The 22,187-nt window shown below is 45.2% G+C and carries 23 protein-coding genes; 10 read left to right on the plus strand and 13 right to left on the minus strand.

Features of this window, described 5'->3' with window-relative positions; all coding sequences use genetic code 11:
• Positions 1–162 precede the first annotated feature (162 nt).
• The 3 genes from GLO7428_RS03775 to GLO7428_RS03785 all read left to right on the plus strand — a co-directional run bounded on the left by GLO7428_RS03775 (position 163) and on the right by GLO7428_RS03785 (position 2,748).
• Positions 163–1,269 carry a thiamine phosphate synthase gene (locus tag GLO7428_RS03775; protein ID WP_196797532.1) on the plus strand — a complete coding sequence of 369 codons (1,107 nt, stop codon included), beginning with the start codon at positions 163–165 and terminating at the stop codon, positions 1,267–1,269.
• Positions 1,241–1,453: a sulfur carrier protein ThiS gene (thiS, locus tag GLO7428_RS03780; protein WP_015187231.1), complete on the plus strand. Its 213-nt coding sequence runs from the start codon at positions 1,241–1,243 to the stop codon at positions 1,451–1,453. The genes GLO7428_RS03775 and thiS overlap by 29 nt, the downstream gene beginning before the upstream one ends.
• Before the next feature lie 326 nt (positions 1,454–1,779).
• Entirely contained in the window at positions 1,780–2,748 is a 969-nt protein-coding gene (locus GLO7428_RS03785) for a DUF1517 domain-containing protein (RefSeq protein ID WP_015187232.1), read from the plus strand.
• Between the two features lie 333 nt (positions 2,749–3,081).
• On the opposite strand, the gene hemL is transcribed toward GLO7428_RS03785, so the two are convergent.
• On the minus strand, positions 3,082–4,380 hold the full coding sequence (gene hemL / locus GLO7428_RS03790; protein WP_015187233.1) for a glutamate-1-semialdehyde 2,1-aminomutase: 1,299 nt from the start codon (positions 4,378–4,380) through the stop codon (positions 3,082–3,084).
• 111 nt (positions 4,381–4,491) lie between these two features.
• On the opposite strand from hemL, the gene GLO7428_RS03795 reads away from it, so the two are divergent.
• A complete protein-coding gene (locus GLO7428_RS03795; RefSeq protein ID WP_041918505.1) occupies positions 4,492–4,680 on the plus strand; it encodes a ChaB family protein in 189 nt (62 codons plus the stop codon).
• A 129-nt stretch (positions 4,681–4,809) separates the two neighbouring features.
• On the plus strand, positions 4,810–5,457 hold the full coding sequence (hisIE, locus tag GLO7428_RS03800; RefSeq protein ID WP_015187235.1) for a bifunctional phosphoribosyl-AMP cyclohydrolase/phosphoribosyl-ATP diphosphatase HisIE: 648 nt from the start codon (positions 4,810–4,812) through the stop codon (positions 5,455–5,457).
• A 145-nt stretch (positions 5,458–5,602) separates the two neighbouring features.
• Here hisIE and GLO7428_RS03805 read toward each other — a convergent pair whose 3' ends face one another.
• Positions 5,603–6,904 carry an MFS transporter gene (locus tag GLO7428_RS03805; RefSeq protein ID WP_015187236.1) on the minus strand — a complete coding sequence of 434 codons (1,302 nt, stop codon included), beginning with the start codon at positions 6,902–6,904 and terminating at the stop codon, positions 5,603–5,605.
• A gap of 119 nt (positions 6,905–7,023) precedes the next feature.
• Between GLO7428_RS03805 and GLO7428_RS03810 the strand changes: the two genes are divergently transcribed.
• Complete coding sequence (locus tag GLO7428_RS03810) at positions 7,024–7,773, plus strand: sucrose-phosphate phosphatase (RefSeq protein ID WP_015187237.1); 750 nt, start codon at positions 7,024–7,026, stop codon at positions 7,771–7,773.
• Positions 7,770–8,396: a Holliday junction branch migration protein RuvA gene (gene ruvA / locus GLO7428_RS03815; protein ID WP_015187238.1), complete on the plus strand. Its 627-nt coding sequence runs from the start codon at positions 7,770–7,772 to the stop codon at positions 8,394–8,396. Before GLO7428_RS03810 ends, ruvA begins: the two co-directional genes overlap by 4 nt.
• Before the next feature lie 77 nt (positions 8,397–8,473).
• Here ruvA and GLO7428_RS28795 read toward each other — a convergent pair whose 3' ends face one another.
• Both GLO7428_RS28795 and GLO7428_RS03825 read right to left on the minus strand, forming a co-directional pair.
• Positions 8,474–12,442: an ATP-binding protein gene (locus GLO7428_RS28795; RefSeq protein ID WP_015187239.1), complete on the minus strand. Its 3,969-nt coding sequence runs from the start codon at positions 12,440–12,442 to the stop codon at positions 8,474–8,476.
• Between the two features lie 54 nt (positions 12,443–12,496).
• A complete protein-coding gene (locus GLO7428_RS03825; RefSeq protein ID WP_196797454.1) occupies positions 12,497–13,081 on the minus strand; it encodes a response regulator in 585 nt (194 codons plus the stop codon).
• Positions 13,082–13,297: 216 nt separating this feature from the next.
• Here GLO7428_RS03825 and GLO7428_RS03830 point away from each other — a divergent pair, with 216 nt between their 5' ends.
• Positions 13,298–13,654, plus strand: a complete 357-nt coding sequence (locus GLO7428_RS03830) for a hypothetical protein (RefSeq protein WP_041918507.1) — start codon at positions 13,298–13,300, stop codon at positions 13,652–13,654.
• A 155-nt stretch (positions 13,655–13,809) separates the two neighbouring features.
• Here GLO7428_RS03830 and GLO7428_RS03835 read toward each other — a convergent pair whose 3' ends face one another.
• The 9 genes from GLO7428_RS03835 to GLO7428_RS03870 form a co-directional block, all read right to left on the minus strand.
• On the minus strand, positions 13,810–14,472 hold the full coding sequence (locus tag GLO7428_RS03835) for a response regulator transcription factor (protein WP_015187242.1): 663 nt from the start codon (positions 14,470–14,472) through the stop codon (positions 13,810–13,812).
• Complete coding sequence (locus GLO7428_RS03840) at positions 14,436–15,965, minus strand: CHASE3 domain-containing protein (RefSeq protein ID WP_015187243.1); 1,530 nt, start codon at positions 15,963–15,965, stop codon at positions 14,436–14,438. The genes GLO7428_RS03835 and GLO7428_RS03840 overlap by 37 nt, the downstream gene beginning before the upstream one ends.
• A 70-nt stretch (positions 15,966–16,035) precedes the next feature.
• Complete coding sequence (locus GLO7428_RS26425; protein ID WP_231295548.1) at positions 16,036–16,143, minus strand: hypothetical protein; 108 nt, start codon at positions 16,141–16,143, stop codon at positions 16,036–16,038.
• Positions 16,144–16,522: 379 nt separating this feature from the next.
• Positions 16,523–17,155 carry a class I SAM-dependent methyltransferase gene (locus GLO7428_RS03845; RefSeq protein ID WP_015187245.1) on the minus strand — a complete coding sequence of 211 codons (633 nt, stop codon included), beginning with the start codon at positions 17,153–17,155 and terminating at the stop codon, positions 16,523–16,525.
• Positions 17,156–17,194: 39 nt separating this feature from the next.
• The gene (locus tag GLO7428_RS03850; protein ID WP_015187246.1) at positions 17,195–17,857 is read right to left on the minus strand and encodes a DUF305 domain-containing protein; all 663 of its coding nucleotides are present in this window, start codon (positions 17,855–17,857) and stop codon (positions 17,195–17,197) included.
• A gap of 172 nt (positions 17,858–18,029) precedes the next feature.
• Positions 18,030–19,967, minus strand: coding sequence for a DICT sensory domain-containing protein (locus GLO7428_RS03855; RefSeq protein WP_015187247.1), 1,938 nt, complete (start codon positions 19,965–19,967; stop codon positions 18,030–18,032).
• A 60-nt stretch (positions 19,968–20,027) separates the two neighbouring features.
• Positions 20,028–20,297: a DUF1830 domain-containing protein gene (locus GLO7428_RS03860; RefSeq protein ID WP_015187248.1), complete on the minus strand. Its 270-nt coding sequence runs from the start codon at positions 20,295–20,297 to the stop codon at positions 20,028–20,030.
• A 27-nt stretch (positions 20,298–20,324) separates the two neighbouring features.
• Entirely contained in the window at positions 20,325–20,804 is a 480-nt protein-coding gene (locus GLO7428_RS03865) for a pentapeptide repeat-containing protein (RefSeq protein ID WP_015187249.1), read from the minus strand.
• A 68-nt stretch (positions 20,805–20,872) separates the two neighbouring features.
• Positions 20,873–21,085: a chlorophyll a/b-binding protein gene (locus GLO7428_RS03870; protein ID WP_015187250.1), complete on the minus strand. Its 213-nt coding sequence runs from the start codon at positions 21,083–21,085 to the stop codon at positions 20,873–20,875.
• Positions 21,086–21,345: 260 nt separating this feature from the next.
• Here GLO7428_RS03870 and GLO7428_RS03875 point away from each other — a divergent pair, with 260 nt between their 5' ends.
• A complete protein-coding gene (locus GLO7428_RS03875) occupies positions 21,346–21,963 on the plus strand; it encodes a DUF305 domain-containing protein (protein ID WP_015187251.1) in 618 nt (205 codons plus the stop codon).
• A gap of 22 nt (positions 21,964–21,985) precedes the next feature.
• A complete protein-coding gene (locus GLO7428_RS03880; protein WP_015187252.1) occupies positions 21,986–22,180 on the plus strand; it encodes a heavy-metal-associated domain-containing protein in 195 nt (64 codons plus the stop codon).
• Positions 22,181–22,187 lie beyond the last annotated feature (7 nt).

Genomic DNA, 22,187 nt, shown 5'->3' on the forward strand with positions numbered 1-22,187 from the left:
AACGGCAATCTAGACGTTGATCTATGCTGCTTCTTATACAGCCGATGTCGCAGAAAATCAATGGCATTAAACACTTCTTTTTGCAAATCAGTTAAATCATACTCAAGTTGCTGAAATATGAATGCTGGCTGGTACGATGAAAACAATAATGGGTTTGTTCCAATGGTCGAATCATATAACCAAAGAGGACAAGTACAACCAGCCGTTTGCCGCATCTTGGACGCTAATCTAGACCGCGCCCGTGAAGGACTGCGCATCATCGAAGAATGGTGTCGCTTTGGTTTAAATAATGCCCAGTTTAGCGGAGAATGCAAACAACTACGGCAAGAACTCGCAACTTGGCACAGCCCAGAATTACGCGCAGCGCGAGATACTCTTGGCGATCCTGGTACGCAACTGACACATCCACAAGAACAACAACGTGCTGACCTCAAATCACTCCTCCAAGCAAATTTCTGTCGTGTGGAAGAAGCCTTACGCGTATTAGAAGAATACGGTAAACTTTATCACCCGCAGATGGGCAGTGTATTTAAGCAAATGCGATATCGCGTTTACACGCTCGAAAGTCGCTTACTCGGTTACGAACGCCATCAGCGATTGTTGCGATCGCAGTTATATCTTGTGACTTCTCCCACAAAAGATTTGTTATCGGTGGTAGAAGCCGCGCTGACTGGAGGACTGACTCTTGTACAATATCGCGATAAAAATGCTAGCGATGGCGAACGGTTGTCGTACGCTCAGCAATTATGTCAGTTGTGTCACCAGTACGGTGCATTATTTCTTGTCAACGATCGCGTAGACATTGCGTTGGCAGTAGACGCGGATGGCGTGCATCTCGGACAGCAAGATATGCCGATCAACGCTGCACGACAGCTGTTAGGACCGCATAAAATCATCGGTAGCTCAACGACAAACCCAGAAGAAATGCAACGCGCGATTCAAGGCGGTGCTGATTATATCGGTGTGGGTCCAGTTTATGAAACACCTACTAAAGCCGGTAAGCCAGCCGCTGGATTAGAATACGTGCGCTATGCCGCCCAGCATAGTCCGATTCCGTGGTTTGCGATCGGTGGTATCGACGTGAATAATATTAACGATGTCATCTTGGCAGGTGCGGAACGCGTCGCAGTTGTGCGGGCGCTGATGGAAGCGGAACAACCTACCCTAGTCACGCAATATTTCTTATCGCAATTTACTCGCGTCCATATCAAAAACAACAAACCAGAATTGACTCAATCTTATGTCCGAGCAAATCACCCTGGAAGTTAACGGCGAAACGCGTCAGTGCGCAGCGCCTTCTCAAATTCCAGATGTCCTACACCAACTCGGCTACAATCCGCGTTTAGTTGCAGTCGAATACAACGGCGAAATCCTCCACCGTCAGTATTGGTCAGAAACTTATGTTAAACAAGGCGATCGCTTAGAAGTCGTCACAATCGTCGGTGGTGGGTAGACAACAGAAGAGTGAGTGGCTAGTGGTGAGTGATGAGTGGTGAGTTATCTAAAACACTATTCTTCCTCTGCACCTCTGCTTCCTCTGCTCCCTCTGCTTTCAAAAGGTACGGTATTCATATCCGGTTATCCACCCTCAGGTTACTGCTATAGGTAGAGCAGAAACGATAGATTAAGGATGTAGCTTGTATAGATAGATGTCGCGAAAGAGAACACTCTGTTCTACTTTGCTGATGATGTCTCAGGCTATCGGCTGGTGTTATTGAATAAACATAAAATATCCTCATAGGATATAGCAAAGCCGATATTGTCTTTTAGGCACATACTATGCTCAAGAAACTGCTCTCAGCCATGAAACCGCTCGTGAAACCCCTATTTCTCTTTGGGCTTGTTGCAGCCTTAGCATTGGGTCATTCTGATGCAGCCTTGGCGGCGCGTAGTGGAGGTCGCATCGGCGGCGGTTCATTTAATCGCCCAGCGCCCAGCCGTCCTTATGCTCCTCCTGGTGGCGGCGGAGGATACTATGCTCCTTACCCTGGTGGTGGATTTGGTTTCCCCTTCGTCTTCCCCTTCTTTGGAATCGGCGGTTTTGGCAGTCTATTTTCCATTTTGATATTCTTTGCGATCGCAAACTTCGTTCTCCAATCTTTCCGTCGTGTTGGTAGCGGAGATTCAGCAGGCTATGATACTGGATATAGCAGCAATCCTAATGTCTCGATTACCGAATTACAAGTCGGGTTGCTAGCGCAAGCACGCGGTTTGCAAGAAGACCTGAACCGCATTGCAGAAACTGCTGATACAAATTCTCCCGAAGGTCGGGCAGCAGTTTTACAAGAAGCAAGCCTGGCATTACTACGCCATCCAGAATACTGGGCGTATGCGGGTAGCAAAAACGGTCAAGCACGTTTAAACGCAGCCGAAGCTGAATTCAACCGTTTATCGCTTGCTGAACGCAGTAAGTTTTCTGAAGAAACACTGACCAACGTTAACAATCAACTTAGAGGTACGAATCCAAGAGGAGTTCTACCAGGTTCAGACCTTGATAATCCTACTCGTCTGATTACCGAAGGTCCTGGAGAATATATTGTTGTAACGCTGTTAGCAGCAACATTAGGAAACTTCCAGATTCCACAAATCAACAGCGCAGAGGATCTCCGTCAAGCACTACGCGTTATCGGTGCGATTCCTAGCGATCGCTTGTTAGCGATCGAGGTGCTGTGGACTCCTCAAGTAGCGGGTGATACCTTAAGTTCTGACGACCTATTAGCAAAATATGCTGATCTAAAGATGGTCTAGATTTTGTCACGACAATGATTGACTAAATACACTGGGGACTCTATGAGTCCCTTTTTTAGTTGTATTAGACATCTGGCATAGATGCGAGTGCGAATCAATTCGCCGTTCAATAAACTAAGCCCACGAAGGTGGGCTTAGTTATAAGTCAAGCGTTGCTGAGTTGCTGAATAGAGTATGATTTGCCCCTTAGCCCACACCAGTTCAACGCCATTTGCTTCAACCGAGGGAACTAACGTTGAAGTCCCCCACGTGTCGAGAGCCACTGCGTTGCGGAGGTGTCCTCGTTGAGTGCAAGTGGCGTGGATTTAGGGGGCTAGACACACTGAAGTCAATTTAGAGACTCGACATGACTTCTTCAGCTGCTGCTAATGTCCTGTCAATATCTTCTTCGGTATGCGCTACAGACGTAAATCCTGCCTCAAACTGAGATGGTGCGAAGTAAATTCCATGTTCGAGCATTCCTCGGTGGAAACGGCTGAACTTGTCTAAATCCGAGTGTTTCGCATCTTCGTAATTATGAACTGGCCCAGCAGTGAAGAATAAGCCGAACATACCACTGATTTGACCGCCACAGGCTGCATGACCTGTTTTCTTGGCAATTTCTAACAAGCCATCGCTCAGTTTTTTGGTAATTTTGTCCAAATACTGATATGTGCCTGGTTTTTGTAAAAGTTCGAGTGTTTTGATTCCCGCAGTCATTGCTAGAGGATTACCCGATAACGTCCCAGCTTGATAGACAGGTCCTGCTGGTGCAATCATCGACATAATCTCTCTGCGACCGCCGTAGGCTCCTACAGGTAAACCACCACCGATAATTTTACCCAGAGTTGTTAAATCAGGCGTCACATTAAACCTTTCCTGTGCGCCACCGTAGGCGATCCGAAATCCGGTCATCACTTCATCAAAGACGAGTAATGCACCATACTCGTGGGTCAGTTCGCGCAGACCTTCAAGAAACCCTGCATCTGGAGTAATAAAACCGGCATTACCAACGACAGGCTCTAAAATAACGCCAGCAATTTCGTCAGGGTTTTCGGCAAATAAGGCTTTAACAGCTTCTAGGTCATTGTAAGGTGCGGTTAAAGTGTTGCTAGTCGTTGATTTGGGTACTCCTGGGGAATCAGGTAAACCTAAAGTGGCAACTCCAGAGCCTGCTTTTACTAAAAACATATCAGCATGACCGTGGTAGCAGCCTTCAAACTTGATCACTTTGTCGCGTCCGGTAAAAGCCCGCATTAAGCGCAATACTGCCATACAAGCTTCAGTACCTGAGTTGACAAATCTCACCATTTCAATGCTGGGAACCGCATCAATCACCATTTCGGCTAGGACGTTTTCTAGCGCACAGGGCGCGCCGAAACTTGTGCCTTTTTCCAACGCGGCGTGTAACGCTGCAATCACCTCTGGATGCGCATGACCACAAATCGCAGGTCCCCAAGTGCCTACATAATCAATGTATTGATTGCCATCAACGTCCCAAATGTAAGCCCCTTTAACGTGGTCAAAGACAATCGGCTGTCCTCCGACTGATTTAAAGGCTCGTACTGGAGAACTGACACCACCAGGCATCAAGTGTTGTGCAGCTGCAAAAATTTCTTCTGATTTTGTTGTTTTAATCGTGGTCTTAACCAAGATTCTCTCCTTAATGAGATGTCTAAACGTCTATCTGCGGACGGTGGTACGTGTTATTTGAAAGTCCTATCGTATCAAGTATTCCCGTCCGGAACTCCGGAAAATAAAACTATGTTATATAAAACGAATCAAGATTTACCTTTAGAAATCCGTGCGAGTTTTTCTGAAAGTGCTCAGGATTTGTACCGCGCCGCCTACAATTGTGCAATTCATTGGTATGGCGATACAACTAAAGCACATAAAGTTGCGTTAAGTGCTGTTAGAATGCACTCGGCAAGAAATATGAGCGTACTTGTTTAATCTTGGGTTAGCTATGCTACTGACTCTAGCTAACGCGATCGCAAATTACCTTCTCACTTCATCACCCAACTGACCCACACATTAAATGATATCTTGAACGGGTAGGTGTTGCCTGGCAAAATAATTTTTATGTCTGTGGATCGAGAGATACTGAATCAAGCTATCCCTATTGAAAAAATTCGCTACGATGACCGAGGTTTAGTCCCCGCAATTGTTCAAGATTATCTAGATGGCACAATTTTGATGATGGCTTGGATGAATCGCGAGTCATTACAAAAAACGATGGAAACCGGAGAAACATGGTTTTGGAGTCGTTCGCGTGCCGAGTTATGGCATAAAGGCGCAACTTCAGGACACATCCAAAAAGTGCGATCGCTGCGTTATGACTGTGATAGCGATGCCTTACTCGTGAGTGTCGAACAAATTGGTGATGTTGCGTGTCACACCGGCGAACGCAGTTGTTTTCACCGCGTTGATGGGCAGGTTGTCCCTCCTCCTGCGGATACTTTATCACAGCTTTTTGCAGTCATTTGCGATCGCCGCGATTATCCTACAGAAGATTCTTATACCTGTAAACTTTTAGCGAATGGCGACAACAAAATCTTGAAAAAGCTCGGTGAGGAAACTGCCGAAGTTGTCATGGCTTGTAAGGATGATGACCCTGATGCGATCGCCTCTGAAGTTGCTGACTTGCTTTATCACACGCTTGTCGCCCTAGCACATCACAAAGTTGAACTCAAAGACGTTTATCGCAAGCTGCAAGAACGCCGTCGTTAATGTGTTATGGGGGTAAGATTTCTTGAGTATGTGATATAATCTGTTTATATCATAATGGAGATCTAATCATTTTTAAAATTTTTGGACAGATTTCCATTATGAAGAACATCATATCAGAAATCTTGATTGATGTCTAGCTAGACCTCTAAAATAATTTTTGTTTTTCCTTAGAGCGTTTGTATACAAGTTGGTTGAGGTAGTGCAAGATGGCGATCGTGAGGAAAACACTAGCAGCCAAACCGAGCCAATAGCTGTAGACAAAAACACGCGATTGATCTAAAGCCCAGCCGCCTAATGGTGGACCGATGAAATAACCAACAGCCCAGCAGAGGGAACTCATTGAAAAGTAAACTCCGCGTTGAGATTCAGGCGCGAGTTCTGTTACCAAAGCAGCGGCAGAGGGAGTATAAGAAACGATCGCTAGACCAAAAATACTCATTGCAACGATTGCCCAGAATAGTTGATTGACAGGAGTAATGCCAGTAAACCAAACACAGCTAAAAGCTACTGCCCAGATCAAAGCAGAAACAATGAGCGCATGAGGATGGGTAAAGCGTTTTAAAACACGTGCGATGGGTAATTGGCACAAAATGGCAACTGCCATGTGGCAAGCGAATAAAGCACTGAGAGTCGATTCGGTGAATCCTTGAGTTGAGCGAGAAGACACGAAATTTCGCAAATAAAGCGGTAACGTGCTGTGGAGTTGCGACGTATAAGTTGTGAAAATAATATTTACCAGAACGTAAACCAAAAGACGGCGATCGCGAAGTGCTATAGCCCAATTACTTTTTGCGGATAAATCAGACGCATTCGCTAGAGGTTGATAAGTTTCTTTGATTGCCAAATAAATGACGACAAAGAACACTATAAACGAAGTTGCATCGATCAAAAATAGCGCGCGGTATGCTCCCGTGGTACTCACTAACGCACCACCAAAGATAATTCCTGTACCTAATCCAAGATTGTCTGCGAGTCGCGTTAAGGCATAAGCTTCGCGTCGATTTGCAGGTGTTGTTAAATCGGCAACAACCGCCTCGGTTGCAGGCCAATACAATCCTTGTCCAAGACCGGAAAGCAAGTTACCAACAATTAAAATGGGGAAAGTGATTGTGCTAGCTAAGACTAAAGACGCGATCGCTGCAACCGCCGCAGAAAGCAGTAAAGTATAGCGACGTCCCCACTTTGGCGAATCAGACAACGATCCACCTAAAATTCGTCCAAAAATCCCTGAAATCGAAGCACTACCTAAGGCAAAACCTACCGCAGTTGCCGAAAAGCCCACCTGATTGACAAAAAAAATCGGGGCGTAGAATAGTGTAAACCCTGTACCAACTTCGGATAAAAAACGACCAAAACCCAGAATCCAGACTTGTGGATCGAGTTGTGGCAACCACGAAGATAACTGTCGCTGGAAAAACTTCATGCAATTAATAAAAGGAGCAATCAATAGCAATTCTCCTTTCGTTTGCAGTTATGGAGCATCTCCAGAAGTAAAGATATCTATAGCAGCCCTGCTATATTGTCATAAGCCAATCGCGATGTACCTTTATTTTTAAAGTAGAAGCTGTGTCACCATTTTTATTCGTAACCGACTTAGATAACACTCTTGTAGGCGATGACCAAGCGCTAGCAACACTTAATCATAAACTGAGTCAGCACCGCCAGGAATACGGCACAAAGATCGTCTATGCTACAGGGCGATCGCCAGAATTATATCACCTATTGGCAACGGAAAAATCTCTGCTCGAACCTAATGCGTTGATTTGTTCGGTGGGAACCGAAATCTATCTTGACGGTAGCGATACTGCTGATTCTGGATGGAGTACAAAAATTGCGCAAGGTTGGAATCGCGATTTAATTGTGGCGACAAGCGCGCATTTTGCCGACTTGGTTGCGCAACCTGATTCGGAACAGCGTCCGTTTAAAGTGAGCTTTTTCTTAACAAAGGAAGCTGCGGGTGAAGTTATTCCGCAGTTAGAGTCGTTGTTGCAAAACCGAGGATTAGATGTCAAGCTCATCTACAGCACGGGTCAAGATTTAGATATTTTGCCGCGCAATAGTGATAAAGGACTCGCCGTGCAATTTCTGCGTCAACAATGGGAAATCGCACCAGAAAAAACTGTTGTATGCGGCGACTCTGGCAATGATATTGCTTTGTTTTCTAGCGGACAAGAACGCGGAGTAATTGTGGGAAATGCGAGTACAGAACTTTTAGAATGGCATTCTGCTAACCCTAGCGATCGCCGTTATCTCGCGCAAGCTGCGTGTGCAGGTGGTATCTTAGAAGGCTTACATTATTTTGGGTTTTTGGGATGATTAGTTATCTCAAAGGTATCGTTGCCAGTGTCGATAAAAGTAATAGCAATCGTGTCATTCTGACTTTGGATGTCAATCAAGTAGGTTACGATTTACAAATTCCGGCGCGTTTTGCGCAAGAATTACCTGCTATTGGAGAAACAGTACAAGTTTTTACGCATCTGCAAATACGCGAAGAACAGCCTTTACTTTATGGTTTTAGTTCAGCAGCGCAGCGTGACTTATTTCGCCAGTTGATTAGTGTGAGTGGAATTGGCGCACAACTGGCGATCGCGTTATTAGATACGCTAGATTTACCCGACTTAGTGCAAGCAATTGTCAGTGGAAACACGCAATTACTCATTCAAGCGCCAGGCGTTGGCGGAAGAACAGCGGAACGCATTTCCTTAGAATTGAAAAAGAAACTTGCTGATTGGCGCACGACTGCTGGCGTTGTTGCTGTCACATCGGGTGGTCCACCACCGGCAATTCTCGAAGACGTGCAAATGACGCTACTCGCACTAGGATACACGGCAAGCGAAGTTTCGCAAGCAATTACTACGGTTAGTGAAAGTGCGATTTTGCAGCAAAACGCCAATGCGGAAGAGTGGATTCGTCAGGCGATCGCGCATTTAAGCTCGTAGATTGTCAGCCTTTCGATAGACAGTTTCTTGTACAGGGGAGTTTGTTCGTCTAGCCGCGAATTCATTCGTCAGGCTTATTACTCATCACTCTTAATACAGTTAACGATCGCAGTAATTAATGTTGTTGGATCGATAGGTTTGGCTAAATGCTGGGTAAAGCCTGCGGCGATCGCCTCTTGTTGATCGGACGTACGAGCATAAGCTGTCAGGGCAATTGCGGCAAACTGCTTGTGGGAAAATTGTGCTTTGATCTGACGCATGAGAGTGTAGCCATTAATATTAGGCATACCAATATCGCAGAGCAGCACGTCAAATTCCTGTCTAGCCAAAATTTGCATCGCTTCGTTTGCCGATGCGGCAGCCACAACAGTGGCGCCAGCTTGCTCTAACATTATGGCAATCAAGTCACGGTTGTCTATTTCATCATCGACGACTAATACCTTAATACCGATCAGCGGCAAAGAAGCGACAGGACTTGCAGCAAGATTATACTGGTTGAAATATTGAGTTTGACTACCGTGTAAAATTGGCAGCCGTACAGTAAAAGTCGCTCCCTGCGCAATACCTAGACTAGTTGCTTGCACCGTTCCACCGTGTAGTTCGACTAAGTGACGGACAATGGCTAATCCCAAACCCAAACCGCCAAATTGGCGCGTTGTCGAACTATCTCCCTGGCGAAAATAGTCAAAGACGTAAGGTAAAAACTCCGGCGCAATTCCTTTACCTGTATCTGTGACTTGAATTTGAACATGAGAATCGATTTGCTCTAATTTGATCTTGACCTGTCCGCCTTCAGGAGTAAACTTAATGGCGTTAGAAAGCAAGTTCCAGACAATTTGTTGCAATCGACTTGCATCGCCAGAAATTTTGCTGACTTTTGGTGCAAAGCTCGTCTCAAGCTCGATTGATTTAGCGGCGGCGGCAAATCTTACTGTATCGATAGCAGCGGCGATCGCCCTTTTTAAATCAACCCAACCAATATTAAGAGTGAGTTTTCCCTGAAGAATACGCGAGATATCGAGCAAATCGTCGATGAGTTGCGCTTGTAATTTTACATTTCGCTCGATAGTTTCGAGTCCGCGAATCAGTGTCGCTTCATCCTGCTTGCGCGTTAATAGTAATTTTGACCAACCGAGGATCGGATTCAAAGGCGATCGCAATTCGTGTGATAATACTGCTAAAAATTGATCTTTGGTACGGTTTGCTTCTTGTGCTTGCGCGTAGAGTTGCGCGCGATCCAGCGCCAGGGCGACGCGGTGGGCTAATTCTTCTGCTAGGCGCAAATCTGTCTCGGTGTAATCGCGACTTGAATCCTTACTCAAACAAAGCGTCAGGGTTCCTAACCGCCGCTGCTGCACGACTAATGCCACAGTCATCCAAGAACGAATTTCACACGCGCGGAGAAACTGGAGATGCTGCGGAGTCGTGGCGATCGCCTGTAGCCACTCGTCAGAGACAACAGGAACAAAATAAGGTTTACCACTCGACAAAACAGCAGCAACGGGGTGATGCGTATCTAAAGACGGTACGTAATTTTGAACGCGATCAAACCATTGTTGTTTCGCAGGATCTTTATGCTGCCAAGCAACACGCTGGATTTCTCTGTCTACAATATCAAAAAAACAATAGTCGCCTAAAAACGGTACTGCATATTTTGCAACCTTTGTCAATACGGTTTTGTTATCTAAAGACGCAGTTAAGATCGAACTCGCATCTGCTAAAAACCGCTGTGCGGCTTCGACTTGCTTAATGTCGTGAATGTCAGTTGCCGTGCCAAACCAAGATAAAATTTGACCTTGTGCGTCTTTGAAGGGAACTACTCGTGTCAGGTGCCAGCGATAAGTTTGATCGAAGCGTCTGATGCGATATTCGATTTCATAAGCTTCACTAGCGCGAATTCCTCGGTTGCGCATTTTAACTAAGTGTGGTATGTCCTCCGGATGAACGAGTTCTAACCAATTTAGCCCCATACTTTGCGATAAGAGGATACCAGTGTATTCTTGCCAACGTTGATTGATGTATGTCACTAGCCCTTCGGCGTTACTCATCCACACTAATTGGGGAATTGCATTGGCAAGCGTCCGGTAGCGCTTTTCACTTTGCTCTAAGGCTGCGGCGGCTTGTTGCCGCACTTGTGCTAATTCTAGCGTCGCCCGCACCCGCGCTAACAGTTCGCGCGGAGAAAAGGGTTTCGTCAAATAGTCATCGGCTTTGGCTTCAAGTCCTTCTATTTGTGCCTCTCCAGCCCGCGCAGAAAGTAGAATAATCGGTAATTTGGCGGTGCGAGGATGGTTACGCAATTGACGCAGTAGCTCTAAACCATCCATCCTCGGCATCATCACATCAGAAAGTACTAAATCAGGAAGCCGTTGCGCGATCGCCTCTATCGCTGCGACTCCATCACTGACAGCAACAACTTCATAAGTTTGGCTTAATAACCGCTTGATATAGTTGCGCATATCCGCGTTGTCATCCACAAGAAGAATGTATGCAGACGCACCGGAAAATACTTGAGAGTTACTCTCCTCTGCCCCTCTGCCCACGCCAGTTTGACGCCACTTCTCTAAACGGGGGACTCGGGGACCCCACGTAGTGGGGATTGGGGGTAAACCCCCGCACGAGAGTGGCTCCTCGACGGAGGACACCTCCGCACGAAAAAAGCGGCTCCTCTGCCCCTCTGCTTCCTCTGCTAGCCATCCTAGAACTTCTTCAACGTAAGCATTGCGTGCGATCGCGATTGAAGCCAATTCCTCACTTCTGATTTGTTCTGGTGGTAGGTGGGCAAACCCTAAGGGAATCGAGACTATAAACGTAGTACCGATACCTACTTGGCTCGTGACATGGATTGTACCGCCATGCAGCTTGACAAGTTCCTCAACTAATGCTAAACTAATTCCTGAACCTTCATAAGTACGCGATCGCATACTCGTGACGCGGTGAAAGCGCTGAAAAATTCGCGGTAACTCTTCGGGAGGAATACCAACTCCGGTATCTTGCACCGTTAATTCAACCTGTTCACTTATCGTTTGCAACTTGACACTTATTTCTCCTTCAAACGTAAACTTGAAGGCATTCGAGAGGAGATTAAAGACAATTTTCTCCCACATCTCGCGATCGATATATACAACTTCAGATAGCGGCGGACAATCTACAACAAAATTCAACCCTGCGTGTTCGATCGCCGAGCGAAACAGACTCGCAAGTTCTGCGGTGAAACTTGCTAAATCAATCGGCTGATAAGCAGCTTGCAATCTCCCAGATTCGAGCCGAGAAAAATCAAGGAGGTTATTAACAAGTTTGAGTAAACGCAGACTATTGCGGTGTACGACTTCGATTTGTTCGCGCTGTTGCAGAGCAATTTCAGCATCTGCGAGAAGATCTTCTAGTGGATTAAGAATCAGCGTCAGTGGCGTGCGCAACTCGTGCGAAATATTGCTGAAAAATAGTGTTTTAGCGCGATCTAGCTCGGCTAGTGCTTCGTTTGCTAGGCGTAATTGGTGATTGACTTGTTTTAAATCTTCAGCGCGTTGATAAATTTCTGCTTCCATCTGTTCAGTGCGATCGCGCAGCGCTTGGTTTTGCTTGTACTGCTCGTTGCGCTGTTGTTTAAGCCGCACAAACTCTGTCACATCTTCAACGCGATGGATAATATAAATAATTTCTTGATTCTTACCAAAGACCGGAGAATTAACAGGACTCCAGTAGCGTTCTTCAAAGCCATTACCTTCAGATGCAGGGCGAGGAATGTCATACTTCTGAAACGCCATGACATCACTTTGGCGGTTTTGCAGCACACTTTCTAAAGAACGTCGTAGATTTTGCACGCCAGTCGCCGCCGGATCGTTGGGATTTGCGGGGAAAACTTCAAACAAACCGCGCCCTAAGATGCGATCGCGTTGTGTCATTGTGACGCGCAGGTAAGCATCACTCACCGCAACGATTGTGAACTTTGTATCAGGAACTAGCACCAAATAACAACCTGGTACGGACTCAAACAGCGTTTGAAAATCGAGTTCGCGAGCCGAGTGTGTTATAGAATCTTCCACGATTGTAGGTAGCAGTATGTTAAGCAAAAACTATTGAAATACAGAGACTTGGAGTTAGTTTAATAACTGCGTAATTGTAGCGATGAGTTCCTCGACATCAATCGGTTTGAACAAGTACCGCTGAAATCCAGCCCTAAACGCTTGTTCGCGATAGGTTTCTGAAAGCGAACTCGATAGCGCGATCGCTGGTATTTGACCCTGAGATTGTGGCAGTAATCTAACCCTTTGAATTAAAGTATAGCCGTCTTCCTCAGGCATACAAATATCGCTGACTAAAACATCAATTTTTATCCTTTGACACCAATTGAAGGCTTCGTTTGCAGATGCTGCCAAAATGACCTCAGCACCTTCTTGCTCAAACAGGAGTGCTAACAGATCGCGATCGTCTGCGTTATCATCAACAACCAGTATTCGCAAGTTGTACAACGATCGCGCAGAAGAGGTAATCTGATCCAAATTAACCGCAGCATCTTTTAGAAAAATAGATTCTGGGAAATTGGCATTAAACTCAAAGGGTAATCCTTGGTTGTGTTCTGCTATTAAAACAAGCAGAGACGTCAAGCCACGCTTGTAAAACTGATAACGGTGAAACACACGCCGTTGAATTACCGTACTCGTTGAGTTGTTGTATAAAGACAAAATTCAACTTGGGCAATATTTGAAAGGGCTTTTCTAGTATTCCTAGCAAAGAGGGCGATCGCTACTGGCTAACGGATAAAGCGATGGTGTTAGCTGACAGTAGCCGCCTGGCTACTTGCAGTGCAGTCAAAATTGTCCATTAGGCTATCTACTTGCGCGTAGCAGAAATCTGACATTCGTGTGATGCTCTGGATTACATTCCACCTCGTTTGCTCTATGTGCAGCATACAGTCTGTTGACAACAGTAGAAAACAGCGCATTATCGTTATCGGGACAAGTGTGGTGAGTGTGCAACAAGTAAGCGGCTACTGCTTACAATGGGGAGCCGAAGTCTTACCGTACTATGGAATTCCTAATGAAGAGGAGATTTGTTTATTTAAACCACATATCTGGGTACTCTGCTTACCTATTCCCCAAAATTTACACCTACCGACAGATGCCGTTTTGATTATTTGGGAAGAACCCTCCACTGTGTTGCAAGCGATTAGCACTCGTGCAGAGTTAATTCTTTGTTTAGACCGCTTAGCGCAATTATCAGAATCGGATGATGATGACAGAATTTACGCAGAATAAAGCCTAGCGAATAAATTCGCGGCTAGACAGATGAAGTCCACCTTCGTGGACTAATGATAAAACCCTTCAGATCTGAGTGTGCTGCCGTGCACACTTTGTTTCGATGGCCCTGACTTTAGTCGAAAGGCGTCTGTGATTTTTTAGGCTAATTGCTGTTAAATAAGTCCTTCACGAACGGCTTTTGCTGCGGCTTGAACGCGATCGTCCACACTCAGTTTGTTTAAAATCATCCGCACATAAGACTTTACCGTTCCTAGCGAGAGATAAAGTTGCTGGGCAATTTCTTGATTGGAACATCCCTGCGCAATGAGTCGCAGAACTTCACGTTCGCGCTGAGTCAAAATTTCTAATTCAGTTGTACTTGCAGTGGGCAAGGAATGACTTGGTTTAAGCATTTGAAATACCTTACGCGCTACGCGCGCATCCAAGTAAGTTCCGCCATTATGAATCAACCGAATGACTGCAATAAACTGTTCCCACTCGATGCTTTTGAGGCAATAACCATCTGCACCCGCTGCCAGCATTCCGATAACTTGCTCATCGCGATCAAAAGCAGTCAAGGCGAGTATTCGAGGTGTTATGCAGTAACTTTTGATTTGTTGTGTTGCTGTAATTCCATCAATGACGGGTAAGTCAATATCCATAAGTATCACATCGGGTTGAAGTTGCTGGGCAGTTTCCACAGCTTGCACGCCATCAGCCGCCTCACCAACGATCAGAAAATCAGGTTCTATGGCAAATTGAGCTTTCATACCCCGACGCATCAGAGCATGATCCTCGACTAGTAAGATTCTGATTGTCTGTTCGCGATCAGACATGATTCCTCCCGAATAACTTGTGGCACGATCGGGAGCGTAAACCAAAATGTACTTCCCTGACCTACGATACTATCTACTCCAATTGTGCCTTGATGCGCTTCTACGATTTGACGACACAAATAAAGACCTAAACCCGCACCGCCACGCCGCCCGCGCCCTTGAATAAAGCGGTGAAAAAGATATTCTTGCTCTTGAGGGGCAATTCCAGGACCGCGATCGCTGACACTTACACGCACGACGCCGCTATTTTCGGCAACAACTGCTAACTGCACTTGACTATTTAGCTTGCTAACGCGCACTGCATTACTGAGAAGATTTTGAATGACTCGTCCAATTTCTAATTCATCGCCATACACAATTGGTAAGGGCTGAGTAAGTTGCAACTCAAAGTGAAGTTTGCTTTTTGAGGCGATGCGCTCTTGATTGATTGTTTTGGTGAAGATCTTATTCCAGTCGAGAGGCTCGTAAATTAAATTTTTACTACCCGCTTCATAGCGCGAAACTTCGAGTAGCGCTTCGACAAGTTTCAGGAGGTCTTCGTTTGTTTGATAATATTCTTCAAGTATTTCGCGCCAGGTATCGCTAACAGAACCAAACGCGCCATGTAACATTGAGCGTAAAGTACCGCGAATTGCAAGTAAAGGAGTGCGTAGATCGTGCGAAAGCGACGCAATCAGATCGTCAAGCTGGCGATTGCGTTCGTCACTGCGAGTTTGGCGCGAGTCAATTTCGCTAGCCATGCGATCGAGAATTCGCGCTAGTTGACCAATTTCATCCGCAGCTTGAAAATTCAAACGCGGCTGCATTCGCCCAGTTTCCCATGTTTGTGCTACGGATGCGAGTTGATGTAACGGGACTTCAACGCGGCGATGAAGTAGCCACAGGTTTATCCCAATACCAAGTAATAGAAGTACTGGCGCGAGAATGTTGAAAACGCGAAAGCTTTGATCGAGTCGATAAAGTTGTTGGTTGCGTCGGGCTAAAAGATCTTCCTCGCGTTGCAGCATTGCCATAACCTGCGATCGCAGCGGATCGAATAACAGTTTTCCTGCAAGTGTCGTATTCGATTCGGGTGCTGCACCCAAAACAACCGGCTGCGCAAATTCGCGTTGCCAGCGATTATAAAGTGTAATGATTTCATTCACGCGATGCTGTTGCTCTGGATTATCTGCTACGAGGTCGTCAAGCAGAGCAAGGGTGTTATTGAAGTCAATTTGTCCTGATTTATAAGGCTCTAGCGAAGATTCTGCCCCTGTTAGCAAGTAACCGCGTATTCCTGTTTCTTGATCTAAAGCAGCATTGAGCAACAGTTCAGCTTGACTTTGAACTTGTAAAGTGTGTCGCACCCAACTTAATGTATCTTGACGGCGAAATTCTAGCCAAAACCCTATCCCTGCTCTTGCACAAACGAGGATCGCTAACACCAAAACGCTGGTGTATAAAGGCGCAAGCAGCCGAGTTCTTAATAGTATAAATCCAGGAAGACGCGGCACGATCGCCGATTACACTCCATGAAGAACAAATTAACCTACCCTATACATACCAAATGCTCCTCCAATCTGCTTAATGACTTTTGTAATTTGAAGATATGTTCAAGGGTAAATAGACGGCAAATGTGCTACCTTTTCCTAACTCACTGTGTACCTGTAAGTTACCTCCGTGTGCTTGCACAATTGCTCGCGCGATCGCAAGTCCTAACCCTGAACCACCTGTATGACGCGCGCGATCGCTGCGTCACAACCAAATCTCCCTCAAATAAACCGCTCTCAACTGCAACCATGTCGCCAAAAGTGTCACCCAAGGTCACTTCAACAGGCATAGGAGTTACGCACTTGCCCCCTAAATCCACGCCACGTGCTACAACGGGGAACACCCCCAAGGGCGCAGTGGCTCCCCACCTGTGGGAGACTTATAATTTGATTCTCCCTAAAGAGGGCTAGGCGGTTGAAACCGCAGCAATACATAATACAAAACCTATTTTCATAGGTTTCTACGATCCTAATTTTTCATAGTCCACGGAGGTGGACTTTGTTTGTCAAGCTTAGCGAATTTATTCGCCAAGCTCTACAGAAGCTGTAGCAATCATTAACCCCCATACAACCCCAAAGCGAACTCTTGTAGCACGGGAAATTTGATATCCTGCGGATGTCAGTAAAGAATGAAACTCTGCTTGCGTGTAACATTGCTTGTAAGCTGGGTCAAAAATAGGCAACACCCAATCGCAGATTCTACACAGCAAATAATCTTTACACCAATCCAAAATAACGACGCAACCATTCGGTTTGAGGACGCGTTTCATCTCTAGCAAAGCCGCATGAGGATCGTCAAAATAGTGAAACGAACTCGCACACACGATCGCATCGAAACTTTGATCGGCAAAGGGCAACTTTGATGCGGGCGCAACATAAAACGAAACCTGCGGATAATTCTGGCATTTTTCGCGGGCGATCGCGAGCATCTTCTCGGAAATATCCACCCCAACGATCTTTTGCTGAGGATTATCAACGAGTAGTAGCCGTTCAAACTCTCCTGTTCCACAGGCAACATCGAGTACAGTTGCAGTTGGTGAAATATCTGCCCAAGCTTGGAGAAACGATAACGTACTACCAACATAGTGACTCCAGCGTTGATCGTAAGTTGCTGCTATGTTGTCATATTGCTGACGAACCTTAGTTTCAGTCATCGTGTATCGCCTTGTCCGTGTCTTCACCCTAATTCCTGCTTATTGCTGATACCAAGCTTGTCGCCAGGCTTGCATCTGCTTAATTTCCGCTTCTTGTGAATTGATAATTTCTTGCGCCAATTTTCTAATTTCAGGACGCTGGGATTTATTCAAAGCATCTTGCGCCATAATTACAGCACCTTCGTGATGGGGAATCATCGCATCGATGAAACGCCGATCAAATTCAGCATCAGCGGCTCCTAAATCGCCATGCATCATCATGCTATGCATTTGCTGTTGCGACATTGGTACCGTCTCACCTGTCTGAGGATTGTAAGCAACTGGGGTGTTACTTGCTTGCGGATACCATGCTTGTCGCCATTGCTGTAGCTGTGCAATTTCCCTCTGCTGTACTGCAATAATCTCTGTTGCTAGCTCTTTAATTTCTGCACGTTGCGATTTCTCTAAAGCTGCTTGCGCCATTTCTACCGCACCTTGATGGTGTGGAACCATTGCATCAATAAACCGCCAGTCGTAGTTTGCATCCGCAGGACCTAAATCCATTGCCATCGCATGATTCATACCATGATGCGGCATTTGCTGTGTGCTTTGTGTGTTTGCTCTTGGTGTTGGAGTTGGCGGAACCGCTGCACAAGATGCGATGAACCCACCCGTTGCGGCGATCGCTACAATATTTAACGCAAAACGCTTTTTTAAAAGCATCTTTGAATTCTCTCCTCAGAACAAACATTTTCATCTTATATTCTCTAGTTAACTAGAGAGTCAAGAAATGAGGCGATCGCGCCACACCTTACTTAGTTTGCTCCACAAAAATGAAATAAAGATGAAATTGCGCTCTTCAAAGCAGCTTTCTCTCTCTTTCTTCTACTCACGACTAACTTACCGGAACTGTAAAATAAAACTGGCTTCCCTGATTTTTACCTGCGGATTCAGCCCAAATTTGTCCTCCCAAACCTTGAACGATCTGGCGACAAATTGCGAGTCCTAGCCCTGTTCCACTAGAGATGCGTCGAAGATATTCTTCTTCTTGCGAAAACCGAGTAAATATAACTTCTAACTGGTTTGGTTCAATACCTCTACCCATATCCGCAACGCACACCTCAATCATCGAAATGCGTTTAGATGCTAGCTTATTTTTTAGCGTGCGCGCGCTAACTGTCACTTTTCCACCAGGTGCAAACTTTAAAGCATTATCAATCAATTTAGTAAAAACTTGAACAAGTCCTTCGCCATCTGCTAAAACAAGCGGTAATTTTGGCGGTAGTATTACTTCTATTTGCGCTAACTGTTGTGGCGACCACCAAGCCTTGAGGCTATTCAGTGCTAAGTTAAGACATTCCTGGAGTGAAATTGGTTCTAATTGCCAGTGAATTTGACCACTTTCTAAGCGCGAGAGTGTAATAAAGTCTTGAGTGAGTTTCCGCAAACGTTCAGCATCGGTCAAAGCGGTTTGCAGCATGACTTGCTGCATTTCTAACGTCATCTCTGGCTCGGTTGCTAGAGTTTCCAAACAAATTTGGATTGTCGATAAAGGAGTACGCAATTCATGACCGACGATCGCAATTAAATTACTGCGAGTGCGTTCTAATGCGGCTAATTGATTATTGAGTTCTTCAAGGCGAATATACGCTTGTGCTTGAATTAAAGCAACACCGACTTGATTGGCGATCGCTTCAACTAAAGCAATATCATGTTCTTGCCAAATATAAGGTTCTGCGCCGGTGTGATGAATTTCTAACATTCCCAACAACGTTTCTTGGTAAATCACAGGAACGAGTAACCAAGAACGAATTCCCGAACGCGATAAGAGAGTTGTTAACGCCGGATTTGCTTGTAAACTCGGAAGTTTGGTGACATCTGTAACCGCGATCGCTTTTTCGGTGGCTACCGCCGCTTGAAATAAAGGATTCTCGACTAAAAGCCAAGTTTCCCCTTGTAATGATGTCATTCCAGGCGCTAGCGCTTCGTACTCAATCGTTACATCTTGATAAATGCGATCGCAGCGGTAAAGTAAACAGCGACAATGCTCAAAAGTTTGCCCTAACTCTTGTACAGCCGTTGTGAGAATCTCGTGTAAATTCAGCGATCGGCGAATGGCGGCGGTGATCGAATTTACGAGACGTTCTTGGCGTTCTTGCGTTGCGATCGTACGATAAGCTTTCAACAGACGATACTGACTTGCTTGCAAATGCGTCACCAAGCGTTCCGTAAATGTGACAGCATCAATGTTTCCCCGCCCCACCGACGCCATCATCGGAATCGCATTTAAACCAAACCTAATTCGCACCTGTTGTATCTTCTGCGCTAATTCTGGTCGATAGACTAAAATTCTGGCGAGTAAAAGATGCGCAACTTGACAACTAATCTGGCGATCAAATGTCCAAATTCCATCAAACTGTCGCGCCTGATCGATGACTGGCGGTGTATCAGGTGTAAAATGTTCTTGACAAATTAGGCAAGCTGTGTAATCTTGACCAACAACAACTAAATGCCATTCATTAACTAGCTGATCTTGGCGATCAAAAGGAATTGTCTCATAAGGCTCGGCAGCAGCGGCAAAGTTAGATTCTGGGGTTGCCAAAACATAAACTTGATCTGTGCGCTGCGCAATTTGCTGATAGCGTCTTGTTTCGGCACGATAAAAGCGCTCGCGTTGAAAGTTGGCGATGACTAGCGGTTTATCTTTCCCGTTGAGTACTAAATCTTCGATCGCGTGCGATAGCGCCGTCAAGGAAGACTTAAAATATCTTTGGGTGTGTAAATCAGGTCGGGCTTGAAGTAACTCCTGGAGTGGAGAATGCGAAATTCTCATCACCAATTGTGCGGTAAAACCATTACTTGAATAACCCCAGCGCAGACGGCAAGGGCTAAGTTAAATTATCTCTCCAGATCCTTCATGAACCTGCAAGATTGAACAAAGAATTTTATCGAATAAAGTCGCGTTAACAAGTTGACTTGTGTGGATTTCTAACTCGGCTTCTGGCGGTGCTGTAAATAAAAGCGTTTGTCCAGGAAAAACCGTTCGTTCAAAGTACCAGTTAGGGATGTTAGAAATACGGGTAATCTGCAACAGGCTAGTACGATTGACGTAGCAACACAAGATTTGGCGATCGCATTGAGTCGTTGAGGCAATTTGAGTCATAGTATCAATCCTTACTTAGTTGTCCTGCTAATTTGCAAGTAAGTCTCCACTTAAGTTTGCCTCATTTAAAATGGTTTGGCTCAAATCTGCGCCACTAATATCGACTAATCTTATTTCTGCGTATCGCAGATCCGCACCCTTTAACTTTGCTTTGGTTAACTTTGTACGTACTAATTGTGCTAGCCGCAAATCTGCTTTAACTAGCACTGCTTCGCTCAAATCTACTTCACTGAGGTTTGCTTTAATTAAAATTGACCGACTCAAGTTTGCTTTGTGTAAAGTTGCTTGAGTTAAATTAGCCCTCCACAAAATTGCACTTGTCAAGTTTGCAGAACTCAGATGCGCTTGTCTTAAGTTTGCAGCAGTCAGGTTAGTGCGTGCTAAGTCTGCACCCCAAAGAATGGCACCTTGCAGATTAACTTCACTTAAATTAACGCCCCGCAAATTGACAAAACTAAAATCTCTCTCACCTGCTGCATACCGCCGATTTAGTTCATCAGCATTCATAGTAATCGTGTTTCACGCCGTTTGATGTCGTGCGCTTGAGTATTTGCTGACAAGATTGAGATTTTAATTTAAGACAAATTGGTAAAAAATCCAATTAAACCCTGTCCCGTCACAACTTCTAGCACGAGTAAAGAGACAAAACCAATCATCGCTAAGCGACCATTCAGCAGTTCAGCGTGAGGTGTGAACCCAGTTTGACTTTCTTGGACGTACATTTTTGGTTCAATGGCAAATGTATTTGCTAAACCCCGCTCATCGACTACATATTGGCGTGCGCTCATAGGATTTTCCTCATGTTTGTTTAACTATGTAAATAAATGTAACAGATAATCTTAAATTTTGTAAAGATTTTTATAAAAATTGTTACATAAAGTAGTTTTACAACTTTGGAAAAGGAATTTTTGATATTTCGCTTGATTCTCTAGTCAAGTAGAGAGTTTACAATGCAATTAAAGTAACTCTCAAACACAAAGCAGTATTTAACTGGTGAGATATACCGTGCGGTAGTCGGATAGTTGCTTTGGTGAACAAAGGGGGCAATATGCTCAAAAAATCAGTAATTTATGGGCTTGTGGGCGTACTTGCGGGTAGTGCAATTCCAGCTTTCATCATTAGTGGTAGAGCAAATAGCCAAGCAGTGCGATCTTCTCCTTGCCATATGACCATGCATAGCGCCATGGCTGGGAGACAACAACAGCACTTCATCGAAATGATGATTCCGCATCATCAAGAAGCAGTCGATATGGCAGAGTTAGCCTTGGCAAAAGCTCAACGTCCTGAAATTAGAAATTTGGCTGAAACGATTAAAACCGAGCAAACACGGGAAATTGAGCAAATGCGATCGTGGTACAAACAGTGGTATGGCACTGAGGTACCTGCAAACTCGATGAGTGATATGGGAATGCATCGCAGTCGAGGACAAGGAATGCAGGGAATGATGATGCGAACGGATATGGAATCTTTGAGAACCGCATCTGACTTCGATCGAGAATTCATTCGTCAGATGATTCCACATCATCGCTCAGGAGTCATGATGGCACGAATGGTTGCTAACCGAGCAGAACGTCCAGAAATTCGTAACTTGGCACAATCAATTATTCAGTCGCAATCGACCGAAATTGCTCAAATGCAGCAATGGTATCAAGCCTGGTATCAGTAGATTTTTCATTCATCCAAAAACTATGACACTTACACTTAAAGTTCCTAAAATGGCGTGTTCAGCTTGCGTAAACACAATTACTCAAGCAATTCGCTCAGTAGATACCAACGCAACAGTTCAAGCTGAACCAAAGACAAAACTCGTCAACATTGAGACTCAAGCATCAGCAACCGCAATTAAAGAAGCTTTAGCATCTGTCGGATATCCCGCTGCTTAATCACAAG

Origin of the sequence: Gloeocapsa sp. PCC 7428 (assembly GCF_000317555.1) — a bacterium.
Classification (GTDB): domain Bacteria; phylum Cyanobacteriota; class Cyanobacteriia; order Cyanobacteriales; family Chroococcidiopsidaceae; genus Chroogloeocystis.

Excerpts from the sequence above, each read along its gene's own strand:
- thiS (WP_015187231.1), top strand. The coding sequence starts at position 1,241 with ATGTCCGAGCAAATCACCCTGGAAGTTAACGGCGAAACGCGTCAGTGC.
- GLO7428_RS03835 (WP_015187242.1), bottom strand. The coding sequence starts at position 14,472 with ATGTCTGATCGCGAACAGACAATCAGAATCTTACTAGTCGAGGATCAT.
- GLO7428_RS03865 (WP_015187249.1), bottom strand. The coding sequence starts at position 20,804 with ATGAATGCTGATGAACTAAATCGGCGGTATGCAGCAGGTGAGAGAGAT.
- hisIE (WP_015187235.1), top strand. The coding sequence starts at position 4,810 with ATGTCTGTGGATCGAGAGATACTGAATCAAGCTATCCCTATTGAAAAA.
- ruvA (WP_015187238.1), top strand. The coding sequence starts at position 7,770 with ATGATTAGTTATCTCAAAGGTATCGTTGCCAGTGTCGATAAAAGTAAT.
- GLO7428_RS03795 (WP_041918505.1), top strand. The coding sequence starts at position 4,492 with ATGTTATATAAAACGAATCAAGATTTACCTTTAGAAATCCGTGCGAGT.
- GLO7428_RS03880 (WP_015187252.1), top strand. The coding sequence starts at position 21,986 with ATGACACTTACACTTAAAGTTCCTAAAATGGCGTGTTCAGCTTGCGTA.
- GLO7428_RS03860 (WP_015187248.1), bottom strand. The coding sequence starts at position 20,297 with ATGACTCAAATTGCCTCAACGACTCAATGCGATCGCCAAATCTTGTGT.
- GLO7428_RS03785 (WP_015187232.1), top strand. The coding sequence starts at position 1,780 with ATGCTCAAGAAACTGCTCTCAGCCATGAAACCGCTCGTGAAACCCCTA.
- GLO7428_RS03830 (WP_041918507.1), top strand. The coding sequence starts at position 13,298 with ATGTGCAGCATACAGTCTGTTGACAACAGTAGAAAACAGCGCATTATC.
- GLO7428_RS03855 (WP_015187247.1), bottom strand. The coding sequence starts at position 19,967 with ATGAGAATTTCGCATTCTCCACTCCAGGAGTTACTTCAAGCCCGACCT.
- GLO7428_RS03845 (WP_015187245.1), bottom strand. The coding sequence starts at position 17,155 with ATGACTGAAACTAAGGTTCGTCAGCAATATGACAACATAGCAGCAACT.
- GLO7428_RS03875 (WP_015187251.1), top strand. The coding sequence starts at position 21,346 with ATGCTCAAAAAATCAGTAATTTATGGGCTTGTGGGCGTACTTGCGGGT.
- GLO7428_RS03775 (WP_196797532.1), top strand. The coding sequence starts at position 163 with ATGGTCGAATCATATAACCAAAGAGGACAAGTACAACCAGCCGTTTGC.
- GLO7428_RS03850 (WP_015187246.1), bottom strand. The coding sequence starts at position 17,857 with ATGCTTTTAAAAAAGCGTTTTGCGTTAAATATTGTAGCGATCGCCGCA.
- GLO7428_RS03870 (WP_015187250.1), bottom strand. The coding sequence starts at position 21,085 with ATGAGCGCACGCCAATATGTAGTCGATGAGCGGGGTTTAGCAAATACA.